17 protein-coding genes are annotated in these 23,997 nt (G+C 39.9%); 7 read left to right on the forward strand and 10 right to left on the reverse strand.

The features are described from left to right. Nucleotides 1-25 precede the first annotated feature (25 nt). Together NMG88_RS15900 and NMG88_RS15905 are read left to right on the forward strand one after the other, a co-directional pair. Entirely contained in the window at nucleotides 26-1,360 is a 1,335-nt protein-coding gene (locus tag NMG88_RS15900; protein ID WP_235765777.1) for a TrkH family potassium uptake protein, read from the forward strand. 36 nt (nucleotides 1,361-1,396) lie between these two features. Further along, nucleotides 1,397-2,095: a potassium channel family protein gene (locus tag NMG88_RS15905; protein ID WP_235765776.1), complete on the forward strand. Its 699-nt coding sequence runs from the start codon at nucleotides 1,397-1,399 to the stop codon at nucleotides 2,093-2,095. A gap of 45 nt (nucleotides 2,096-2,140) precedes the next feature. On the opposite strand, the gene NMG88_RS15910 is transcribed toward NMG88_RS15905, so the two are convergent. The 3 genes from NMG88_RS15910 to NMG88_RS15920 all read right to left on the reverse strand — a co-directional run bounded on the left by NMG88_RS15910 (nucleotide 2,141) and on the right by NMG88_RS15920 (nucleotide 5,609). Next, nucleotides 2,141-2,551, reverse strand: a complete 411-nt coding sequence (locus tag NMG88_RS15910) for a hypothetical protein (RefSeq protein ID WP_026796013.1) — start codon at nucleotides 2,549-2,551, stop codon at nucleotides 2,141-2,143. 130 nt (nucleotides 2,552-2,681) lie between these two features. Then, complete coding sequence (locus tag NMG88_RS15915; protein ID WP_227365633.1) at nucleotides 2,682-4,343, reverse strand: ABC1 kinase family protein; 1,662 nt, start codon at nucleotides 4,341-4,343, stop codon at nucleotides 2,682-2,684. Nucleotides 4,344-4,463: 120 nt separating this feature from the next. Further along, nucleotides 4,464-5,609 (reverse strand): DegT/DnrJ/EryC1/StrS family aminotransferase, encoded by a 1,146-nt coding sequence (locus NMG88_RS15920; RefSeq protein ID WP_202807886.1) that lies wholly within the window; start codon nucleotides 5,607-5,609, stop codon nucleotides 4,464-4,466. A 248-nt stretch (nucleotides 5,610-5,857) separates the two neighbouring features. Here NMG88_RS15920 and NMG88_RS15925 point away from each other — a divergent pair, with 248 nt between their 5' ends. Continuing rightward, a complete protein-coding gene (locus NMG88_RS15925; RefSeq protein WP_254035602.1) occupies nucleotides 5,858-6,208 on the forward strand; it encodes an antibiotic biosynthesis monooxygenase in 351 nt (116 codons plus the stop codon). 83 nt (nucleotides 6,209-6,291) lie between these two features. Here the strand turns inward: NMG88_RS15925 and NMG88_RS15930 are convergent, their stop codons facing one another. Then, complete coding sequence (locus tag NMG88_RS15930) at nucleotides 6,292-6,786, reverse strand: DUF427 domain-containing protein (protein WP_254035603.1); 495 nt, start codon at nucleotides 6,784-6,786, stop codon at nucleotides 6,292-6,294. 169 nt (nucleotides 6,787-6,955) lie between these two features. On the opposite strand from NMG88_RS15930, the gene NMG88_RS15935 reads away from it, so the two are divergent. After that, a complete protein-coding gene (locus NMG88_RS15935; RefSeq protein ID WP_254035604.1) occupies nucleotides 6,956-7,294 on the forward strand; it encodes a type II toxin-antitoxin system HicB family antitoxin in 339 nt (112 codons plus the stop codon). A 117-nt stretch (nucleotides 7,295-7,411) separates the two neighbouring features. On the opposite strand, the gene NMG88_RS15940 is transcribed toward NMG88_RS15935, so the two are convergent. Together NMG88_RS15940 and NMG88_RS15945 are read right to left on the reverse strand one after the other, a co-directional pair. Further along, nucleotides 7,412-9,091, reverse strand: coding sequence for an ABC1 kinase family protein (locus NMG88_RS15940; RefSeq protein ID WP_042154092.1), 1,680 nt, complete (start codon nucleotides 9,089-9,091; stop codon nucleotides 7,412-7,414). 71 nt (nucleotides 9,092-9,162) lie between these two features. Further along, entirely contained in the window at nucleotides 9,163-9,912 is a 750-nt protein-coding gene (locus tag NMG88_RS15945; protein WP_235751453.1) for a GspE/PulE family protein, read from the reverse strand. A gap of 206 nt (nucleotides 9,913-10,118) precedes the next feature. Here NMG88_RS15945 and NMG88_RS15950 point away from each other — a divergent pair, with 206 nt between their 5' ends. The 3 genes from NMG88_RS15950 to NMG88_RS15960 all read left to right on the forward strand — a co-directional run bounded on the left by NMG88_RS15950 (nucleotide 10,119) and on the right by NMG88_RS15960 (nucleotide 18,732). Beyond that, on the forward strand, nucleotides 10,119-11,807 hold the full coding sequence (locus NMG88_RS15950; RefSeq protein ID WP_042154088.1) for a DUF3352 domain-containing protein: 1,689 nt from the start codon (nucleotides 10,119-10,121) through the stop codon (nucleotides 11,805-11,807). Between the two features lie 180 nt (nucleotides 11,808-11,987). Beyond that, nucleotides 11,988-15,359 carry an Eco57I restriction-modification methylase domain-containing protein gene (locus NMG88_RS15955; protein WP_254035605.1) on the forward strand — a complete coding sequence of 1,124 codons (3,372 nt, stop codon included), beginning with the start codon at nucleotides 11,988-11,990 and terminating at the stop codon, nucleotides 15,357-15,359. A 631-nt stretch (nucleotides 15,360-15,990) separates the two neighbouring features. Then, entirely contained in the window at nucleotides 15,991-18,732 is a 2,742-nt protein-coding gene (locus tag NMG88_RS15960) for a phycobilisome rod-core linker polypeptide (protein WP_042154082.1), read from the forward strand. 247 nt (nucleotides 18,733-18,979) lie between these two features. Here the strand turns inward: NMG88_RS15960 and NMG88_RS15965 are convergent, their stop codons facing one another. The 4 genes from NMG88_RS15965 to NMG88_RS15980 form a co-directional block, all read right to left on the reverse strand. Then, the gene (locus NMG88_RS15965; RefSeq protein ID WP_027250217.1) at nucleotides 18,980-20,704 is read right to left on the reverse strand and encodes a diflavin flavoprotein; all 1,725 of its coding nucleotides are present in this window, start codon (nucleotides 20,702-20,704) and stop codon (nucleotides 18,980-18,982) included. A 106-nt stretch (nucleotides 20,705-20,810) separates the two neighbouring features. Continuing rightward, complete coding sequence (locus tag NMG88_RS15970) at nucleotides 20,811-22,541, reverse strand: diflavin flavoprotein (protein ID WP_042154081.1); 1,731 nt, start codon at nucleotides 22,539-22,541, stop codon at nucleotides 20,811-20,813. 503 nt (nucleotides 22,542-23,044) lie between these two features. Further along, complete coding sequence (locus NMG88_RS15975; RefSeq protein WP_227350585.1) at nucleotides 23,045-23,665, reverse strand: DUF3177 family protein; 621 nt, start codon at nucleotides 23,663-23,665, stop codon at nucleotides 23,045-23,047. A gap of 108 nt (nucleotides 23,666-23,773) precedes the next feature. Continuing rightward, nucleotides 23,774-23,995, reverse strand: coding sequence for a Calvin cycle protein CP12 (locus NMG88_RS15980; protein ID WP_042154077.1), 222 nt, complete (start codon nucleotides 23,993-23,995; stop codon nucleotides 23,774-23,776). Nucleotides 23,996-23,997: the final 2 nt, after the last annotated feature.

Here is a 23,997-nt window from a genome sequence, read left to right on the forward strand (position 1 = left end):
ACCCAAAACCCATTACCCATTACCCATGACAGTATCTCGAACAATTGGTTTAGGTTTCCTGGCGGTAATTGCCCTGGGAACAATTTTACTGATGTTACCGTTCTCCTTGAGTGCCCGAACTTGGGGTAATCCTCTAACGGCCTTATTTACATCAACATCTGCGGTTTGTGTGACTGGATTATCCGTTGTGGATGTGGGCAAATTTTACTCATTTTGGGGTCAGTTTATCATTGTATTGCTAGTTCAGGTGGGAGGATTAGGATACATGACTGTCACCACCTTTTTATTGTTGGTATTGGGTCGAAAGTTTCGCCTCAAGGATAAATTAGCTCTACAACAATCCTTAGATGCTTCGGGAATAGCGGGGGCCGTTCCTTTATTAAAATCTATTGTGGCAACCACCGCCATCTTTGAATTAACAGGGTTTTTTCTGTTGTTATTCGTATTTGTTCCTGATTTTGGATGGGATCAGGGATTATGGTTTGCCCTGTTTCATAGTTTCAATGCCTTTAATAATGCGGGTTTTGGCTTATTATCTGATAATTTTATCAGCTATGTTCACTCCCCTTTATTGAATTTTGTGATTACGTTTTTGATTATTTGGGGAGGGATGGGCTATCAAGTGATTCAAGAACTTTATTTATGGATGCGTAATCGATTGTCTCCACATCCCCTGCGTCGTGATTTTTCGATTCATTTCCGAGTTGTGACTTCCACAACTATTTTTCTATTAATCTTAGGAACAGTTTTATTATTCTTCACTGAACATCGAAATCCAGGAACCTTAGAACCCCTTAATTTTCCCGATCAAGTTATGGCGGCTTGGTTTCAATCGGTAACAACTCGAACCGCCGGATTTAATACGATTAATAATGGAGCATTAACCGTTGGCGGGTTATTTGTATCGATCATGTTGATGTTTCTGGGGGCCAGTCCAGGGGGAACTGGAGGGGGGATTAAAACCACAACGATTCGGATTTTATTTAATGCTACCCGGTCGGCTTTACAAGGACGAGAAGAAGTGATTTGTTATAAACGCCAAATTCCACTGCCTTTAATTTTAAAAGCCATTGGTGTTTTATTGGGTTCATTTATCGTCATTTGTATCTCGACAATTCTCATCTCTTTAAGCCAGCCAGAAATTGATTTTGACCCGATTTTGTTTGAAGTCGTTTCTGCCTTTGCTACGGTAGGATTATCGACGGGAATTACAGCGACTTTAAACCCATTGAGTAAACTGATTATTATTAGTACAATGTATGTGGGACGGGTTGGGGTACTGTTATTAATGTCTGCTATTTTAGGTGATCCTAAACCCACGTCGATTGACTATCCTGAAGAAAACCTTTTAGTCGGATAAACCACTCAAATTTTACCGTTTTGAAATACCCATCATATGAACTTCTCATCTTGGAATTTTTTACGCAATCTCAGAACTGAAAAAAGACAATTTGCTGTGATTGGATTAGGTCGCTTTGGGAGTGCCGTTTGTTCAACCCTTCATAGTAGCGGTTATGAAGTTCTGGCCGTTGATAAAGAAGAAAAACGCATTACTTCGGCATTAAGTGAACAAATTGCCTCCCATGCTTTGCAGTTAGATTCGACGGAAACCTCGGCACTTCGAGAAGCAGGAATCTTAGAATTTGATACGGTAATTGTGGCTGTGGGTAGTTTTTTAGCCGAAAGTATTACCACCACTTTAAACTTAAAAGAAGGGGGTGTTGCCAATGTAATTGCGAAAGCATCTTCGGAAACCCATGCTAAATTATTAAATAAAGTCGGCGCGGATATGGTAGTGTTTCCTGAACAGGAAATGGGGCAACAATTAGCCCGACAATTGACTCGTCCCCGTTTACTTGATCAGTTTGAACTTGATGCGGAACATAGTATTGTAGAAATGATTGTTCCCGATGAATTTGATGGTAAAACCATTGCTGAATTAGAGCTCCGTCGCCGTTATGGATTAAATCTTTTAGCGATTAAAAACGAAGGGGATAAAATGGAAATTAATCCCCTTTCTAATCGTAAACTTTACAAAGGAACCATGATTGTTGTCGTTGGGTCTAATCAAGATATTAACCGTTTAGTCGGTTAAAACAGATTCCTCAGATTAGAGGTTTGTTGAATTTGTCATCTGTAATTAATTCTTCGGTGGATTCTGTTGAGGGATGATTTTACCTAAACTTAAATCGTCTAAATCTATCCCTCTTAAACCTTTTTGTTCTAGTTGGTTAAATAATCGAGTTAATTGATACCAAACTAATCCGGCCATTAACGCCGTTAAGGGAATAGAAAACCCATAGGCGAAGGATTCTGAAAAGGCAAAAACTTCTAAACAGGAAGCCAGAAAAATACAAATTCCCAACCCAATTCCCAGAAAGGGAAACAGTATGGGAAAGCCTCGTAAATTGGCGAGATTACGACTAGAACGATTTTTCGACCATTCTTTTAAAAGTTGCTTGAGATTCACAACAAAAGCAGTACAGCAGGTGATTCCAATGAATAAACCCCCAAGGAGTAAAACCAAAGGCGGATTAGCAGAATTATACATAGAGAAGGGAGCAGGGGAGAAGTGGAGGCAGGGGGAGCAGGGGAAGCAGGGGAGCAGGGAGAGCAGGGGAGGTAAACTCTTTCTATTACCTATTACCTATTACCCATTACCCATTACCCATTACTCATTATTACCCATTACCTATTAATGATAACTGACTAATCGCACTCCAAGCCACATCGAATAAACGATTGGGTTTTAAATCCGGTTGAATTAAAGTCCATAACCGTTGAACTTCTGTGGTATGGAGACGATCATCTTCGGTTAAAGCCGAAATAATTTGACGGCGGAGGAAATCTCCTTCATCAGACATCAAATATTTTAATCCTAATTGAGCCGTAGGTAACAGATCAAAATTCCGATCTGATCGGGCGATCGCAATCATATTTTCTAATCGTTGCCATTGTAATTTACCATCTTTAAACAATACTTCAATTAAACGAAGTCGCAGGGCCGGGGTTTCACCATTTAATAATCGACGGGCCACATAAGGATAGGCAACATCCACAATTTTGAAATCGGGATTTAAACTTAAAGCAATACCTTCTTGAGTCACCAAAGAACGAATAATTAAGGCAAATTGGGCGGGAACTCGGAAGGGATATTCATACATTAATTCTGAAAAACTATCGGTAATAGTTTTAAAATTAAAATCCTTAACACTCGTGCCAATTATATCCCCCAAGACCATTTCCAAGGCAGGAATAATCGGTTTAATATTAGTTTCAGGAGACAAAAATCCTAATTTCACAAAATCAAGTGCCAGTTGATCATAGTCTTTATTAATCAAATGCACCACGGAATCAACCAAGGTTTCTTTTGTATTCTGTTGTAACTGATCCATCATGCCAAAATCAATAAATGCCATGCGGCCATCGGGCAGGACAAATAAATTTCCGGGGTGCGGATCGGCATGAAAAAAACCAAATTCTAATAATTGTTTTAAACCACTGGTAACACCAATTTCAATCAAGGTATCTCGATCTAATCCCGCGGCTTTAATTCGTTCCGTATCGGTTAATTTAAAGCCATTAATCCACTCTAAAGTTAAAACACAAGTGGTGGTGTAACGCCAATAAATCGAGGGAACTTTTACCAAAGGATCATCGGCAAAATAGGTGGCAAAGCGTTCCGCATTCCGACCTTCATTAATATAGTCAATTTCCTCAAATAACTTAATCCCAAATTCATCCACAATTAGGGTTAAATCATGTCCTAAATTCAACGGAAGCCAAGGAGAAAGCCATCCGGCCGCCCAACGCATTAAATATAAATCTAAGGTTAAAACGGGTAATAAATTCGGCCGTTGTACCTTAACCGCGACTTCTTCCCCAGTTCTGAGTCGGGCATGATAGACTTGACCCAAACTTGCCGCGGCTATGGGTTCGGGAGAAATATCGCTATAAATTAGATCTAAATCCTGCTCTAATTCCGCTTCAATAATTGCCATCGCCTGATCATGATTAAAGGGCGGCAATTGATCCTGAAGTTTGGTTAATTCCTCTAAAAAATCTTTTCTAATTAAATCGGGACGGGTAGAAAGGGCTTGACCCACTTTAATATAGGTCGGGCCTAAATCCGTGAGAACATGGCGCAGGTGGGTAGCCCGTTGGGGGGTATGTTCCACGTCCCCATGTTGCCATTTATCCCACAATAACCCCAAAATAAACCCGGTGAAATACCAAATCACCATAATTGTCCGTCCGATGGCTAACCAGGGGCGACGACGGTGATAGCGGGCAATTTCCTCTGGGTCATAGCGTCGTCTGGATTTGACTTGCTGTGGGTTCACGTTTGTCCTATTCCTCCTAATGGTCAGATTTTTATTGTTGGGATCGAAAAAAGAAATTGTGAATTTTTTTATCTTTTTATTACTGAATAGTATACAAACAATCGCACCCACCGCACGTTTCTACAATTGTGGGATTTGAGTCAATCCTTCTTTTATAGCCGTAATTACCTGATCTTGCTGTTCTGGAGACAGTTCGGGAAACAGGGGTAAAGATAAGACCTCCTGACAAACCCTTTCAACAATTGGGAATTGATTGGCCTGATAGCCCAAATATTGATAAACCGGTTGCTGATGTAGGGGAATGGGATAGTAAATCATGGAACCAATTCCCTGTTCTTGCAGGTAGTTTCGCAGATAATCCCTAGACTTGATTTCAGAATTCAGGGGGCCTTGAACCCTAATCGTATATTGATTCCAAACACTTTCACCGGAAGGGATTTCTTGGGGTGTAATAATTTCTGATAGGGGATAGAGTAACTGGTGATACCGTTGGGCGAGGGTATGTCGTTGTTGATTCCAGGTATCGAGATAACGAAGTTTGATCCGTAAAATCGCGGCTTGTAAGGCATCCAAACGGCTATTAATTCCAATAGTATCGGAACTATAACGGGTTGATTGACCATGTTCTTTGATGATTCTCATGGCTTTGGCCATGGCCGGATCTTGGGTTGTGACTGCCCCTCCATCCCCACAGGCGCCTAAATTTTTAGTTGGGAAGAAACTAAAACAGCCTATATCTCCGATACTGCCGACTTTTTGCCCTTGCCAAGTTGCTCCGGTGGCCTGGGCGCAATCTTCAATCACTGCTAAATGATGGGATTTTGCCACGGCCATTAATCGGGTCATGTCCACGGGTTGACCAAATAAATGCACAGGGATAATGGCTTTGGTTTTTTCGGTGACAGCGTTGGGAATTTGTGCAATATCGAGATTAAAAGTTGTAGCATCAATATCGACAAATACAGGCGTTGCCCCCACAGCACTGATCATTTCTGCCGTGGCGATAAAGGTAAAGGGGGTGGTAATTACTTCGTCCCCTGGCCCAATATTCAGGGCGCGGAGGGCTAAAAATAGGGCATCGGTTCCCGAATTACAGGCAATGGTTTCCTGAGCCCCAATATATTCTCCAAAGTCTTGTTCAAAGGCTTCGACCGTTGAACCTCCAATGTAACGACCGGAAGCCAAAACCGCTTGCACACAAGCGCTGACTTCATCCTGAATAGTTTTGTACTGTAGGCTAAGATCGAGCGGAGGGACTGTATTCACGTTTGACACCATCAAGTAAAATTGAAATTGGGTTCGCTACTAGAGGAACGTTTTTTTGATTTTCTTAGATTTTACAGACTTGGGGCTTTTCTGGGGACTAATTGCGATCGCAATTGTTGTTCTTCTTGGCAAGGGTCAAAGAGTCACAGTTATTCCCTATGGTTTTTGGCGGTTAAACTGATAGAATTATTCCGAGTTAAATTTTGACTCTGCTACAATAACGTGCAGTTTATTACATTTATTAACTTATGTCTGAATTTCAAGATTTTTTAAGACGAAAAGTTGCTTACGTTGCCATCGGTGAATTCAAACCGGGTAAATTTAAAGAAGCTCAAACATTATTTGAACAAGCCGTAGCCACTTACAAAGAAGGCTTTCAAGGAGCTTATTTACTTCAAGAACCAGGAACCGATAAAGGAATTGCTCTGATTTTCTGGGAAGATATTGGTGATATGGATACTTCCAATAATCACACTGAAGCCTATCAAGCTATTATGAATGAAATGTCATCCCTACTTGTCAAAGCCCCAACCACATCTTTTTATGAAGTCAATAGTGCCATTAATTTAGAACAGTTAGCAGAATCATTACTCAAATAAAATCCTAATCAGTTTCAACAGATTACAATTTCCACACCCGCACTGACGCGATCAGGCGGGTTTTTAAGGTTAAATGGTACAGATTACCACCCCATAGTTCCGGGTTCTCCCTTAAATGGCCCCACAATATTTTGAGTAATCCAACCTCCATAAAAATCCCCAGTTTGGGCTTGAACTAATTCTTCTCCCACATAACAAGCGTCCATTAAACTAGCATAAAAACTATAATAATTTTGAATATCAATAAATTCAGGAACCGGACTCAAATAACTCCAGGCTGCATTAACAGTTTGTTTGTCACCGACTGTAATATTATAATAACTACAAGATCCTTTCCATTCACACCAACTTCTGCGAGAAGTTTGTTGTAAATACTCTAATTTAATATCTTCGGGCGGAATATAATATACCGGAGGATGGCTGGTTTCTAAGACTCGTTTTGCTCCTTGGGTTTCCGCTAAAATAATCCCATTAAATATTACTTTAATCGGTTGGTTGACATCTTCCAAACGAGGGGGACGGGGATAATCCCAAACGGATTCTTGACCGGGTTCTGGGGGAATAGGGATAGGTCGCATTCTGATAATTTCCTGATTTTGGTAAGTAGTTGAACTGTATTTTTACATATTATACTAAAAATTTCAAACTAACTCTTTTCGGACGGTAAAATTAAAGAGCGATCGCCGATTCTTGACTAACTCCGATAAAAATGTTAAAATCAAGATAGTATTGAGGTTGAATTGTATAATGGTAACTAACTCTCCTCCCCTAATCCATCTTGGGAATAAATTAAATTATGATATTGGAATTAAGCAACTCAAAAATGGTAAATATCAAACGTTTGTCTTGAAATATCCCAGTTTAAAAGCATCTGGAAATAGTCGAGAAGAAGCTATTGAAAAGTTATCTCAGCGTCTCCAAGATTTTTTAAAGGATACGGAAATTGTTAATTTAGAAATTGAGATTCCTCAACCGGAGCATCCTTGGATGAAATTTGCAGGAATATTTGAAAATGATCCTTTGTTTGAGAAAGTGTTAGAGGCTATTCAAGATTATCGCAATGAAATTGATGCCGAGGAGGAATAATCAGGATGAGACTATTTATAACAACGAGCGTGTTTACAACTTCTTTGTGTCTTTGTGTCTTTGTGGTTAAATTAGGCTTAACACTTCTCAAGATACAAGCAAAAACTACTATAAACCTTAACTTTCTGCAATTCGATCTAACCGTTCTCGAATAGCCAAATTAAAGAGCGATCGCACCGACATCCATAACCCAAATAATGATAAAACCAGGACAAAAACCGCCCATCCTTGATAATTTCCAATTAATAAAATCGCCCCCGCAATTAAAGTAAATCCTGTCCAGCAGATATAAATTAAAGTTTTAATTGCTAAATTAATCCGTCTTAAAGCGCGATCGCTTTCCACAGACCTGACCCGAATTTGTAACTCTCCTTCTTCCAAACGTTCTTCTAAACGACGGATTAAAACCTCTGTTTTACTCGGTTGTTGTAATCTAAACTTAATAAAATCTCGCGCCTGTTTTGCTAATTCTCCGACTAAATTACCTCGCTCTTGAGAAATGGTTAGACTCTTAACAAACGGTTGAGCGCAAGCAACTAAACTATATTTAGGATCTAAATTTCTCGCTAAACCATCCAAGGTAGTTAAAGACTTTAAAATAAACATCATTTGAGCAGGTAAACGGAAGGGTTGTTGCTCAAACATGATATAAATTTCTTCTTTAATTTGATTAAACATTTGAAAATCAACGGGTTTTTCTGTAAATTCTTCTAATAAAAATTTAACCATTTTTCTGACAGGTTTCATATCAGATACAGGTTCGATCAATCCAATATCAACTAAAGTAGTTAATACAACATCGGTATCTTTTTTTAATACCGCAAAAAAGGCTTTAATCATCTGATCCTTAGCTAAGGCTTTGACTTCTGCCATCATGCCAAAATCATAAAAAATCAAATTTCCATCAATGCTAACCGCTATATTTCCTGGGTGGGGGTCAGCTTGGAAAAAACCATCCTGAAGAATCTGTTTTAAATAACAACAAATCCCCAACTGATTGACCCGTTTGACATCAATTCCATAGGCAATTAATTGATCTCGATTATCAGCTTTAATTCCTGGTAAATATTGCATAGTTAGTATCTTATGGGTGGTATATTTCCAATATACTTTTGGTACTAAAATCCCCGGATAATTTTTAAAATTTTCTTTAAATCTTTCAGCATTATTACCTTCTTTAATATAATCAATTTCTTGATATAAAATCATAAAAAACTCATTATATAATTCATCCAAATTATAAAGTTTTGACCAACTAAAATGCCGTTGACAAAACTGAATTATGCGCCGCACCGCTTGTACATCTAAATCAAATAGTTCTTTTAAACCCGGACGCTGGACTTTAACAATTACATCCTCCCCCGTGTGCAGTCTGGCTTTATGAACTTGTCCTAAACTAGCTGCGGCTAGGGGTTGTTCATCAAAATCTCGATATAATGTAAATAAAGAATGACCTAATTCTGCTTCAATAATAGCGACGGCTTCATCGGTACTAAAAGCAGGAACTTGATCCTGTAGTTTTTCTAATTCTTCAACATATTCTAGGGGTAAAATATCGGCTCTTGTTGATAGAGCTTGTCCTATTTTAATAAAAGTTGGCCCCAACTCCAAGAGAGTTTTAACTAACCAAATCGCTCGTTTTCGTTTCTGTTGATTGGTCTGATTTACTAAGGTTTTATCCCACCATAAAAAGAACATAAATGACCCGCAGGCGGTGAAGACATCTAATTGTCTGGTTAAGGGAGAATATCGAGTTTTTTGCCAACGCAGGGGTTTAGAATTAATGGGTGTAAGCATGGAAAATCTAAGATAAAAATAAATAGAATTGTAATGGTTAGAAATAGGCTTTTATAATCCTAATTTCAAGTTTAAATTGAGAATTTTCGAGCTAAAGAACTGCGAGGTAAAACACGCTGAATTTCTTCAACGGTGGTGGCTCCAGTTGTGACTTTTTCAATGGCGGCAATTCGGAATGATAAAAAGCCTGTTTCATGCAAATAACGATGTAATTCTGTTAGAGTTCCTTCATAGATAATTTCACGAATTCGATCATCAACAGCCAATAATTCTACAATTGCTTCTCGCCCAGAATAGCCCGAATTAAAACAGTTAGAACAGCCTCGACCTTTGCGCCAACTGTCAGTTTTTACATTTTCTGTGGCAACGGCTAACAGACTATTATAAAGGGTACTGGTTTTTCCTGACCCTGTGGGCCCGGTAAAAATAATCATTCCCTGGGGTTGACAGAGCCAACTTTTATAAATATTTAATGTGGTTTCAGAGAAGCCTAAATCTTGTAATCCAGAGAAAGGATTTTCTTGGGGTAATAATCGAATTACAGCTTTTTCACCCCCGACACAGGGCAGGGTACTAACCCTCATATCGAGGGCAACTTCTAAGTCTTTTCCTGATACATAATTCTCCCCAATTCTGCCATCTTGGGGGCGACGACTTTCGGCAATATCCATATTAGACATAACTTTAATTGCCACCCGATCCAATAATTTTAGATTCAAAATTTTTTGATCATCAACTAAATTTTTTAGAGCTTGTTCACAGTTAATACTCTGGTTTCTCAGTTGTTGCCAAGCGGATAAAACGGGTGTTCTTGCAGTCATAATAGGTTAACAATAGGATAAATATAATCCAATCAAAAATTGAGTCAATAAATACATCAGTTATCTAGTATAATTATACAGGTAAAGTATATATTTTGAACTTAACTCTCCTTCAGTCTGTCTTGTTTGTATCGTAAGTACACAATTGACACATAATAAAGAAGGAACTCCCATCGGAAAATGTTATTCGCTCAACAGTTAAGCTTATGAAAAGACGCTCATTTCCTAAAATTTTGGTAATTGGTCTAGTTGTTTTAGGACTCCTGGGAATTGGGGGAGTTTATAAATTATCGGGTCAAAACCCGGCGGCTTTAGTTACAGGTAGCACAAAAACAGCACCAGAGGCGGCAATGTTTGTTCCTCGGACGGCTCCGGCGATGGTTTCATTATTAGTAAATCCAGATCGGTTAGAATCAGTAGGAAAGATTTTAACCTTTTCTCAAAAAAGTAATAATAATCGGATTCAACTGAACCCAATTAAAGAAAGTTTGTTAACAAATACCGGGTTAAATTATGGGCAAGATATTCAACCATGGTTAGGGAATGAAATCACTTGGGCATTAATTACTCCTGATCTTGATCGATTAGCCAATAATGGTCAACAACCTGGGTATTTTGTGGCTTTGTCAACAAAAAATTATCAAAAAAGTCAGGAGATTTTAGATAAATTTTGGCAAAAACAAGTAGATGCGGGTTTAGATATTGTTCAAGATCAATATCGAGGGGTTAAACTAATTTATCGCCGTCCCTTTCAAGGAACAATTGATGATGCACCGACTTTAGTTATGGCTACAATTAATGATCGCTTTGTGTTATTTGCCAACTATCCCAAAGTGATGAAAGAAGCCTTAAATACGGTACAAGCGAATCTGAATTTAAGTCAATCTGAATCCTATCAAAAAGCCTTAAAAGAATTAAAACCTGGGGGAGTGGGATTTGGATTTTTTAATTTAGGAGATTGGCAATTAGTAACTGACCAAACAGACGAATTTATCGGTCAAAAACCAAGTTTAGCCGTATCTTTAGGGATTAATTCTCAAGGATTATTAGCGGAAACCGCGTTAATTGCTACCGTCGAGGAAGATCCAACCCAACCATCTCCATCTTTTTCTCAACCCGTAGCAGCATTAAACTATATTAGTTCTAATAGTCCGTTATTAATTGCCGGAAAAGACTTAAATCAACTCTGGAAAGATTTCTCTGCTATTGTTGCAGCTAATCAACCTTTAGAACAATTTATTGCCCAACCTATAGACGGAATTAAAACCTTGTGGGGTTTAGATTTACCTGAAGATATTTTCAGTTGGGTGACAGGAGAATATGCCTTAGCTGTAGTTCCCCATAGCAATGAAAAATGGGATTGGGTGTTTGTGGCAGAACGTCCAGAAAATGCTAATTCAGCTATTGAAAATTTAGATAAAATAGCAACAGAACAAGGCTATAGTTTGGGATCATTTAATCTTAATAATAATACCCTTTCCGCCTGGACAAAGTTAACCCCGATGGTTTTAGAGAAAAAGGATAAAGCCAAAACTCAAACTAGATTAATTCAAGCAAATGCAAAAGGAGTACATTCAACCGTAGGGAAATATGAAATTTTTACAACTTCTGTAGAAGCAATGGATGAGGTATTAGGATTGTCAAAAACGGAAAATTTGATTACTCAAGATCCCGATTTTAAGGCTAGTATTGAAGTTTTACCTAAAATAAACGATGGTTATTTCTATCTCAATTGGCTAACCAGTCGGAATTTCCTTAATCAACAATTCCCTTTGTTTAAATTAGTAGAACTTTCGGCTAAACCATTTTTTGATAATTTGCGATCGTTTACCATTAGTAGTAGCGATCGCGTCGGGAATATTCAGCACGCAACGGTATTTTTAAGACTGCGTTAAATTCCGTTGTTGGGATGAGTGCCCCTCCTGATGCGCTCAAGGGCAACAACGAGTTTTTAATGGGGGTTATGATACTTCTAGGGTGGGTTTTGCCCACCCGACAATTTAACGATTTAAAACCCGTTTTAATGACCTTAATTGATGTTAAGAAGATTGACATTTTTTTATTCAGGAAATCCGATGCAAGTAACTAAAACCTTATTTCAAACTAAAATTCTCCACAATGCTATCCGCAATTTTGCCTTTCCTGATGATTTGCTAAAACGTCATGAAATTCTTCAAAGTTGGATTGAAACCCTCAAAATGGGAACATTAGAAAAAGTCAAAGAAACGTCTTTACAGGGGGATTTTTTAAAAGATATTTTTCAGGATATTTTAGGCTATCGGTCTGTGATTTCAGGAGAGGGAAAAACCTGGGAAATTCACGCCGAACAAACGATTTCTGATGGGGGTGGGTTTGCGGATGGTGCGTTAGGATTATTTACGAATATTGAAGGCAAACTACAGGGAAAAATTATTGCACCTATTGAATTAAAAAATGCTAAAAACGATTTAGATAGACCTGCACCCGGACGCAAACTTTCTGCGGTTGAACAGGGTTGGCAATATGCTAATTATACAGAAAATTGTCGTTGGGTGATTGTTTCTAATTATCGAGAATTACGTCTTTATCAACTTAGCAAAACTCCGGCTTATTTTGAACGTTTTTTATTAACTGAATTGGCAGAGATCGCTAATTTCAAAAAGCTATATTATTTACTCTGTCGGACTAATTTTTTACCCAAAACCGGACAACAACAATCGGTTATTGATCGGTTATTAGCTGATTCGGATACCGCCCAACAGGAAATTACAGAACAACTCTATCAAGATTATCATAATGTACGGATTAATCTGGTTAATCATTTTCGCTTCACCGGGCCTAAAAATCTCCCAAATCGAGATAATGTTTTAATTGAAAAAGCTCAAAAAACCTTAGATAGAATCTTGTTTTTAGCCTTTTGTCAAGATCGAGGGTTATTACCGAAAAACACCCTTAATAATGCTCATGATCACAAAGATCCTTATAATCCTCGATTCATTTGGGATAATTATAAATCAGTCTTTTCTTGGGTTAATAAAGGAAATGAAGATCCGCCAATTCCCGGTTATAATGGAGGTTTATTTGAACATGACTCTTTATTAGATGAACAGTTAACGGTTACTGACCCTCTGTGTACACAACTCAAAAATTTAACTAAATATGACTTTGAAACTGAGGTTTCCGTTGATATTTTAGGACATATTTTTGAACAATCAATTACGGATTTAGAAGCATTAAAAGCTAAAACTCAAACCCAAGAATTTAATCCCAAATCCGGGAAACGCAAAACCCAAGGAATTTTTTATACTCCGGCGTTCATTACTCAATATATTGTGCAGGTAGCCTTGGGAGGGTATCTCAAACAAAAGGAAGATGAATTACGCGATAGCCTCCGGCTGGGCGGAGCCCCTCGCTTTCAATTAAATATTACCACAAAAACCAACAAAAAGCAACAAAAACAGGCAGAAATTCAATTTTGGCAAACCTATCGAGATCAAGTTTTAAAACAAACCAAAGTTTGTGATCCCGCTTGCGGTTCGGGGGCATTTTTAATCGCGGCTTTCGATTATTTATTCCAAGATTATCAACGAGTCAATCAAGCCTTATCTTCCCTAGTAACAACACCAGAAATAGAGTTAGAACGTTTAGATACGATGATTTTAACTCAAAACTTATATGGGGTTGATTTATCGGCGGAGTCGGTCGAAATTACTAAATTATCCCTGTGGTTAAAAACGGCTGAACCGGGAAAATCCTTAACGGATTTAGATGATAATATTAAACAAGGTAACTCTATTGTTGCTGATCCTGAATTTAGCGATAAACCCTTTAACTGGGAAACAGAATTTCCTCAAGTATTTGCTAACGGGGGGTTTGATGTTGTTATCGGAAATCCTCCCTATGTCCGACAGGAATTATTATCACCAATTAAACCCTATTTAAAACAGCATTATCAATGCTATGATGGGGTAGCTGATTTATACGCTTATTTCTATGAAAAAGGGTTAAATATCCTCAAACCCGCAGGGAAATTATCTTATATTGTTACTAATAAATGGCTAAAAGCGGGTTATGGTGAACCCTTGCGACGGTTTTTTATTGAAAATAGCACTTTTGAGCAAATTATTGATTTTGGACACGCCCCAATTTTTGAAGATGCAGATACTTTTCCCTGTATTATATCTGTTTATAAATCTTCTCCTTCTCAAGCTGAAATAACTGAACTAAAAACCTCTATTCCTGCTGAATTTAATGTTAAACTCTGTCCAGTTCCCAGGGAAAAATTAGCTAATATTAATTTAACTCAATATGTCCAAAATGAAGGTTATGATGTCTCTTGGTCAAGGTTTACAAGTGAATCTTGGAGTTTAGAACGTCCAGACGTTGAGGAGTTAATGAAAAAAATTCAGCGTGTGGGAATTCCTCTTAAAGATTTCGCCGGAGTTAAACCCTATAGAGGTATACTAACAGGGTTAAATGAGGCTTTTTTAATTGATGAGGAAACTAAAAATAAAATTGTTCAAGCTGACCCAAAATCTGCCGAAATTATTAAACCTTTACTTCGAGGTCAGGATATTAAACGGTGGTATTCTAAATCAGAAAAATTATGGATAATTTTTACTAGACGAGGGTTAGAAATTGATGATTATCCGGCTATTAAAAATTATCTCAATTCCTATCGTCAAAAATTAGAACCTTGTCCTAAAAATTGGAATAAAAACCAAGAGGGGGAATGGTTGGGACGCAAAGCAGGTCATTATCAATGGTATGAAATTCAAGATTCAGTAGATTATTGGGAAATTTTGGAACAACCCAAAATCCTTTATCAAGAAATTAACACATATCCAGCTTATACAATAGATACGAACAATTACTATGTCAATAATAAAGTTTTTATTTTACCGAAAGCAGATTTTTATATTTGCGGTTGTCTTAACTCTCCGCTAGGTTGGTGGATAGCACATCAATTATTTCCCAAAATGATCGGAGATTCTGTTACACCCCGTGGAGATTTAATGATTAATTTTCCTATCGGAGAACCTACAGATCAAATTCGTAATGAAGTTGAATCAATTGTTACCCGATTAATTGAAATCACAAAAACCAATCAAACCGCTAATAATGATGTTTTAACCTGGCTACAAATTCAATATAAAGTTAAAAAAATCAGTCGAAAATTAGAAAACTTTGCCGACCTTAATTTTGAAGAATTAATCGAAGAAGTGATCAAACAATTACCCAAAAGTAAATCATCCGACCCCTTGGGAGTCAAAGGGTTAAAATCTATTCGAGAAGCCTATAACGAATATGTACCAGATATTAAAACTCGTAAACAAGAAGCACTAAACCTAGAAAAACGGTTATCCGATTTAGTTAATCAAGCCTATCAATTAACTCCAGAAGAAATTGAATTAATGTGGAAAACAGCACCCCCTAGAATGCCTTTTTATCCAAGTTATAAAAATTGATTGTACAGTAATAGGCAATCTGGCTATGGGCATTTTTGAGGGAAACTCTGAATCTAATCGGGTTTGGTGGTATGATCGCGTCCTAACCACCTGAATCACTGCTATACCAGAAATTTGTTTTTGATCGATGCTCAACCAACAACGGCTAACCGTTGGAGGCCCCGACGTAACAAAACTTATTCTTTTTTCTCAGATAACTTCACTCAAGTCTATACAATAATTGTCGGTACGATTTTTTATCAAATTAAAAAAAAGTTTAACTTAGTGAACGAGGTTAAACTCAGGTCGCGGGAGGGCATTCCGAGACTTAAAACGGACGTGGAGACAGTGTAAGACTACTTTTTCGGTAGCAACAGTCTGCGAAGCGTCAACCCCATTCAGCGACCATCCTAAAAAGGTGGCGTGGCGAGAAATCCCCGTCCGTTTACGGCGAGGAGGATGTCAAAAATGTCTGGTTAATTAGCCAAAATCATTTTAATCTGAAAGATTAAATTGGCAACGACTCAAGCAAGGATAGGGTTGAAAGCGTCCCGGCCAATGGCGTCGAAACTAATCCGTTGAATGTTTGAGAACAGTACCATATTCCAGGTTCCATACTGTAAAGATTCAGATAGGGAGCGAAAGAGATCGAATGAGTATAAAAGCAAGTGGTGGAAGCTCAGTTGCACGTCCGCAACTATATCAAACCGTACCCGTTGCCACCATTTCCCAAGCGGAGCAACAGGATCGCTTTTTGGGCAAAAGCGAATTAAGTGAACTGGCAACCTATTTCAGTTCTGGGGCGAAACGTTTAGAAATTGCTCAAATTCTGACACAAAATGCAGAATTGATTGTTTCTCGTGCTGCTAATCGGATTTTCACGGGGGGTTCACCTCTAGCGTTTTTAGAAAAACCTAGCGAAGCGACCGAACTGGTGGCCGTTGGTGGCGGTAGCAGTAATGTCGCCGAAGGCATGAAACTGGGAACAATTTCCTATGCGGAGAGCCGTAGTAACAGCCTGTTGGATGGTTTAAAATCCATTTTTGTAGATGCAGGATCGGGGCCAGCCGTGTTTTTACCCCCCGGTTTTGGGCCAATTAACGTTTCTCGTTATGGCCCTCGGAACATGACCAAATCCCTGCGGGATTTAAGCTGGTTCTTGCGTTATGTAACTTACGCCATTGTCGCCGGTGATCCAAATCTAATCGCCGTTAACGTCCGGGGACTGCGGGAAATTATTGAAAATGCCTGTTCTAGCGCGGCGACTTTGGTAGCCCTGCAAGAAATGCGTAGGGCTGCTTTGGGCTATTTAAAAGCTGACAAAGAAGCTCAAGAAATTGCCCTGCAATACTTTGGGGTGTTAATCACCGAATTTGAAGCGGCCACTCCGGGGACAAAGGTTCGCCAACGTCCTAACAGTAGTGACCAACAAGGGTTAGCACTGCCTCAAATTTACTTCAACGCCGCCGAGCGACGTCAGAAGTTCGTGATGAAACCGGGCTTGTCTTCGACGGAAAAAGAAGATGTGGTGAAAGCGGCCTATCGCCAAGTGTTTGAACGGGATATTACCCGCGCCTATAGCTTGAGCGTTTCCGACTTAGAATCCAAGGTGAAAAACGGCGAAATCTCCACCAAAGAGTTTATCCGCCGCTTAGGGAAATCTCCGCTATACCGGAAAAATTTCTATGAGCCCTATGTGAATAGTCGGGTGGTGGAACTGGCAACCCGTCACTTTTTGGGCCGGGGTTTAAGTTCTCCTGAAGAATTTACCAAATATTTCTCGATTGTGTCCAAAGGCGGTTTATCGGCCTTAGTGGATGCGCTGGTGGATTCAGAGGAATATTCCGATTATTTCGGGGAAGAAACCGTTCCCTATTTGCGCGGTTTGGGTCAAGAAGCCCAAGAATGTCGCAACTGGGGGCCACAAATTGACCTGTTTAATTACAGTGCTCCTTTCCGCAAAGTGCCTCAGTTTGTGACTTTGTTCGCAGACTATAAACAACCTCTGCGGGATCAGCACGTTTACGGGACTGGGAATGATCCCCTGGAAATTCAGTTCGGGGCAATTTTCCCGAAAGAAACCCGGAATCCTAGTAACCGTCCGGCTCCTTTTGGTAAAGATACCAGAAGAATTTTGATCCGCAATGGGGCTGGAATTGATAACCAGTTAAGTAACCCAGCGGCCAGAGGCAACCATCCTGGCTCTTTGGGGCCGAAGGTGTTCAAGCTGGATCAACTGCCTGGGGGCTATATTAGCAGTCGGTTCAAGCGTAGTGGTAGCAGCAAAGGAACCAGTGTTAATTACTCCGAATCCTCTACCCAAACGTTGATTCGCGCAGCTTATCGGCAGGTGTTTGGTCGGGAACTCTATGAGGGTCAACGCCAAACCGTTGCGGAAATTAAGCTGGAAAACGGTGATATTACCGTGCGTGAGTTTATTCGCGCCTTGGCGAAGTCCGATGTGTTCCGTAAGATGTATTGGACGTCGCTGTATGTGTGTAAAGCGATCGAATTTATTCATCGCCGTCTGTTGGGCCGTCCAACCTACGGCCGTCAGGAAATGAATGCCTACTTCGATCTGAGTTCCAAGAAGGGCTTCTATGCTTTGGTAGATGCCATTCTCGATAGTCAGGAATATAACGAAGCCTTTGGGGAAGATACGGTTCCTTATGAACGGTATTTGACTCCGGGCGGTGTGTTCCTGCGGACGGGTCGTGTCGGTGCCTTTGCTGAGAAAAAACCTGTGGGGCGCGATGAAGTTACTCCTCGGTTTATTGAACTGGGTACTCCTGACCAAACTAAGGGTGAGATTGAGTTAGATAATCGTGTTGCTCAAGGTGTCAGCAAGCGACGTGAACAAAGCAAAGTGTTCAAGTTGACGACTACTACTGATAAAGTGGCGCTGAAGACCTTAATTCAAGCGCTTTATCGTCAAATCTTTGAGCGCAATATTGATCCCTATGTGAACAGAAATGAGTTTACGGCTTTGGAAAGTAAGCTGGGGAACAATGAAATTAATCTGAAGGAGTTTGTTGAGGCGTTGGGAAGCACTTCTTTGTATATCAAGGAGTTCTATACCCCCTATCCCAATACTAAGGTGATTGAGTTGGGAACCAAGCATTTCTTGGGTCGCGCACCTCGCAACCAAGCGGAAATTCGGCAGTATAACCAAATCCTGGCAACCGATGGGTTGAAGGGGTTTATTAATGCGATGGTGAACAGTGTGGAATATGCTCAACTGTTCGGGGAAGATACGGTTCCTTATCGTCGTTATCCCACCTTACCTGCGGCTAATTTCCCGAATACGGAACGGCTGTATAACCAATTAACTAAGCAAAACGATGAGTTAGTAGTTCCCAGTTTTGAACCTGTGACTGCGACTGACCGTAGCTAAAATCAGTAATCAGTTATCAGTGTAAGAGTTAATAGTCAAGAGTTAGTTAACTAATAACTAATAACTAATAACAGCTTATATCCCTCTGTGTTTCTATGGAGGGATTTTTATTGCCGAATTATATAGCACTACGCATTACAGTTAAAACACTTCTAAATCCCGGCGCAGCCTGTTCCCTCCCCCCCCAGCCCCCCGTGCACGGGGGGTTTGGGGGGCTGTTCCGGTGTTCCGGTGTTCCCTGCTGTAATTAATATTGGGTTCCCGTCTTCCGATAATGAACCGCCGTAACTCCATCTGAATTCAACACCTGACCCTGATGAACAGTGGCATAAATTACCCAATGATCGCCACATTCCATCCGATTTTTTACCTCACAATCGAGATAGGCTAAGGCATCTTTTAAGATCAAACAACCCGTCGATGTTTCTTCCGTTTCTATGTCAACAAACCGATTTTCTCCGGGTTCAAAACGCTTGAGAAAATGTTTTCGCAGTTGTTTTCCTTCCTGCAAAATATTGAGCACAAAGCGATCGCCAATATGAGTTAAGGGTTCCAAGGCCCGATCCTTAGCCACCGCTACGGTAAACCCAGGGGGGTTGAAGGTCGCCTGGGACACCCAGGAGGCTAACATGGCGCTGTACATCTCCCCCCGACGCCCGGACACGACGCACAACGAACCAACCACACGCCCCAAGGCTTGGGCGGTGCGATCGGCTCCCGCAGAGGTAGCTGTGGGACGAAATGCCCGGCGTTTTTGGGTGCGTTTGAGGGTTTGAGCAAAATCAATCGCCGCCTCTTTACAGGTTTGTAGGGTGACATCCGTGGGGGTAAATTTAACTCGGATGGGTTCAAAACCAAATTTATAACCCGCATCTTTTAAGCGACTTTCTAACAAGTCAATTGCTTCTCCACTCCATCCATAAGACCCAAATACTCCGGCTAATTTGTTCGTCGAAGCTGTATTTAAAATCACTCCTAAAGCGGTTTGAATTTGGGTTGGAGCATGACCTCCTAGGGTGGGAGAACCAATAATAAATCCATCACATTTTTCTAGGGCTTCTTGAATTTCTGAGGATTTGGCATATTCACAATTAATTAATTCTACGGCGATATCAGATTTTGTTAATCCTTTGGCGATCGCTTGGGCTACTGTTGCGGTATTTCCATAAGCTGAGGCATATAATAATGCTACAGTTAAGTCCTGAGATTTCTGTTTTTCACTCCAATCTCGATATAAATTTGTTAGTTCTGTTTTGCCATGTTTAACTAACGGCCCATGACCGGTTCCATAGAATTTAATCGGAGGTAATTCCTTGATTTTATCGAGGTTAGAAAGAACATATTTAGCCTGGGCTGCATGAAGACAGTCATAATAGAACCGTCGATCATCGCTATAAACTGACCAGCCTTCATCAAAGACTTGATCGCCGCAAACGTGCGCCCCAAATAGCTTATCGGAGAATAAAATTTCCGTGGCTTGATCATAGGTTAAAATGGCATCGGGCCAGCGAGGAGTAGGAGTTAAAACAAACTGCAATTGATGACCTTGACCTAAATCTAAGGTTTCTTCTCCTTTGATGGTTAAAATTTTTAAGTTTTCAGTTTCAAAATATTCTCGTAATGCTAAAGCAGCCGGATTTGAACAAACGAATGTTATATTAGGTGATAATTCCAATAAAGCCTTTAATGTCGCCCCTCGATTAGCATTAAAGTGACCCAAAATAATATAATTCAACTGTTCCAAATTCACACGAGTTTGTAACGCTTCAATGTAATTTTGGGTAAAGGATTCTCCGGGGGGATCAATAATTGCAGTTTGATCAGCTTCAATAATATAACTATTCGCCGTTGTTCCCCGTTGTAGGGAATATTCAACTTCAAATTTTAACCGTTCCCAAGTGCGCGATCGCACTATTTTTGTGTTATTTCCAATTAAAAAAACTTGAACATCACGCGGTTTTTGATTATCCATAATCTTATATTAAAAAAAGTTTTTTTGATCTCTCTTGAGCCTTAAGCATCGATCCCCCCTGCATCCCCTGCCCTTATTAAGCAGGGTTAGGGGGGATTAAGGGGGATTAATAATGATTTCCGACTTTGCGATGGTGAACCGCAGGTAGCACATCAGGATCACTGACTCGTCCATTATCAACGGTGGCGTAAACAATCCAATGATCACTTAACTCCATCCGACTTTGGACTTGACATTCTAAATAGGCTAAGGAATCTGTTAGAATCGGACTGCCATTATTAGCAGTTTGGGTATTAATTCCTTCAAACCGATCCGCACCAGGAGTAAATCGTTTTAAGAAGTGTCTCATCAGTTTTTGATAATTACTTTCTGCCAAAACATTCAGCACAAATTTATCATCAACCTGCATTAACGCTTCAATGGCTCGATCCTTAGCAACGGCAATGGTTAATCCTAATGGTTGAAAACTTGCTTGAGTCACCCAGGAGGCTAACATCGCACTACTAACTTCTCCTTTTTGAGCCGTAATAATATACAATCCACCGCTTAAGCGTCCCATGGCTTTATCTAAGTTACTATCCAGGGATTTCATCTGCTTAACGGTTTTATCTCGACTCAACCATTGTCCGATATCTGTACCCGCTTCATCGCAGGTTTGATAGGTGGTATCATGGGGAGTTTCCGTAATCCGAATTGAAGGAAAGACTTGCTTTAATCCAGCATCATTGAGTTTAACTTGCAACGGATATAAGGATAAATCGTTTCCGCCTCCCGACTCATATAAACCGTAGGATTGTTTATTATGAGCCGATGCAATAATAGTATTAATTGTTTCTTCTGCCAGTTCAGAACCTAAACCAGAAACCGGGGGCATTCCGATTATAAATCCCGCAGAACCCATCACTAATTCCCGCACTTCTGTCGCTTCAGCCTTGCGTAAATCCATCATTTCTACGGCAACACCTGTTTTTGTAATGCCGTGGGCGATGGCTTGGGAGAGGCGATCGCTATAGCCATAGTCGGAGAAATAAAACACCGCTACAGTGGTTTCAGATTTAGTTTGTTCGTGACTCCATTGCCAATAACGTCCTTTTAGTTCTTCTAAATTATGCCGTAATAATGGGCCGTGTCCCGTGGCAATAGTGGTAATTTCTCCTAAAGGTTCCATGCGTTTCATCGCATTAATTACCGAACGAGCATTAGGAGCCATTAAACACTCATAATAAAAGTGAAAATCTGGTTCAAGTGCCGCTAAGTTTGTATCGTAGGTTTGATCGGAACAATAGTGCATTCCAAACGCATCGCAAGTAAATAAGGTTTGGCTTTTCCGATCAAAGCTAAAAATTGTATCCGGCCAATGTAAATTCGGAGCAGATACAAATTCTAAAACATGATCATTTCCTAAATCTAAGGTATCGCCATTTTTAACTAATTTACGTTCAAAGGGGGTATGGGTTAAATTTTCTAAAAATTGAATTGCTACCTTCGACCCCACAACCGTAACATTGGGAGCAAGTTCTAGGATATCTTTAACTAGGCCACTGTGATCGGGTTCGGTATGACTAATAATTAAATAGTCAATATCCGCAGGATTAATTAATCCTTTGAGTGTGTCTAAATATAGTTGCCGGAATTTGGCATGGGATGTGTCAACCAGGGCTATTTTTTCCCCGCGAATGATAAATGAATTATAGGTTGTACCGTTTTGCAGGCCAAATTCTATATCAAATCTTTCCCGATCCCAGTCCAGGGAACGAATAGCAGTGGTATCAGCAGCAATCTCTTGAACTTCAATTGTTAAACGATTTTGTTTTACACGATCAGTGAGGGCTACCATTCATGACCTCCCTAGATAATTGGTTATGACTTTGACTTGTTTCCCTATTGTGACACGGATTAATCGTAAAGATTTATTAAAAAACCTATCACCCAGTTCAGCTTTACTTTTGTAAATCTGTTGATGGTTGGCGAGTATCCTCGCTCCCCTGGCTTTTCCCGCGCCCATCTTTACAAAGCCTTAACAATTGCTAACAAATTTTTACACAATTCTTGAATAGGGGGCTTGACCCCTCACCTAGAAAAAGTTATATTGTGGTATGTAGATGCACCCTGATGGTAGGGAGAGTGGCTAAGGCGACTCTCTCTTTCTTTTTGTTCTTTGATGGTAGACCGTGAGGCAGGTTTATAAGTAGTTGCACAAAATAAATTACCTAGTTGAGAGAGGGAACACCGGAACAGCCCCCCCAAACCCCCTGTGCACGGGAGGCTAGGGGGGGAGGGAACAGGGTAGAGGATGTGTAATTAATTTTGTTTAGGTACTTATAGAACTTGCCCATATCCCTATCTCATGGCGGAACGTCCCTGTTTTCCCAATTTAAAGAATACAAAATAACCCAAATAAAGAATATAAACAGCTAAACCCACTAAAGCAAAAAAGCCTAAAAATTGAGGGGTCAAATTAGGACTAAAAGTTTGTCTATATAACCAGGGAGGGTCTAGCCAAATCCGACAAGTCCCATCGGCGATTAAATTTTTTTGACCTTGAGAAAATCCACAATGTACAACCGGAATTAAAGCGATCGCACCCAAAAGATTATAAACCGTCGCCGCCCAACGCCAGGAAGTAAAGATTAACTTCAGACCGGAATTAGGCATTTCTGAAACTTCTTCATTCAGATCCACCCAAAACCAGAGGGAAATCGGAATTAAAACCCGTGCCATAATAGAAGTCAGAAAACCAATCGGAAGGGCAGCAATCATTAAATACAAACTAATGATCAACAAACTAGCAACACGAAAATAGGTGATCATTAAGCGTTGAATGGCTTCAGCTTTCTGAACAAAAGCCCAAATAAAGATCACAAAGGGAATAATTAGTGCAAATATAACCGCCAGCCTATAGTCCGTCCAGACCAACGGTTGTAACCAAGAAGATTCGACGGCTAGTAAACAATTAAACATCCTAAATTATTAAATCCAATAAAGAAAAATTAAGCAACTGGGTTAACTTAAGTTAACTCTCAGTTGCTTATCAATTAACAGAAACTAGACAGCTTAGAAAAGAACTGATTAGTCTTCATAAATACGACATTCATCCGCACCAGGGTTATCGTTGCAATAGAGTTCAAAAGAGTTTTTGGGTTTTTTTTGTTTTTGGTGTGAAGCTTCAGCTTGTAATTCTTCTACAGCATCCCAAGCTGCTGCACACTCTTTAGAGTTCGAGCCAGTAACATCACAGACTGTGCGGGCTTCCACTACTTCTTTCTCGATGACTTCGTTGATGTCGTTCATAA

The organism is Planktothrix agardhii, assembly GCF_904830935.1.
In the GTDB taxonomy this organism is placed as follows: Bacteria; Cyanobacteriota; Cyanobacteriia; order Cyanobacteriales; family Microcoleaceae; genus Planktothrix; species Planktothrix agardhii.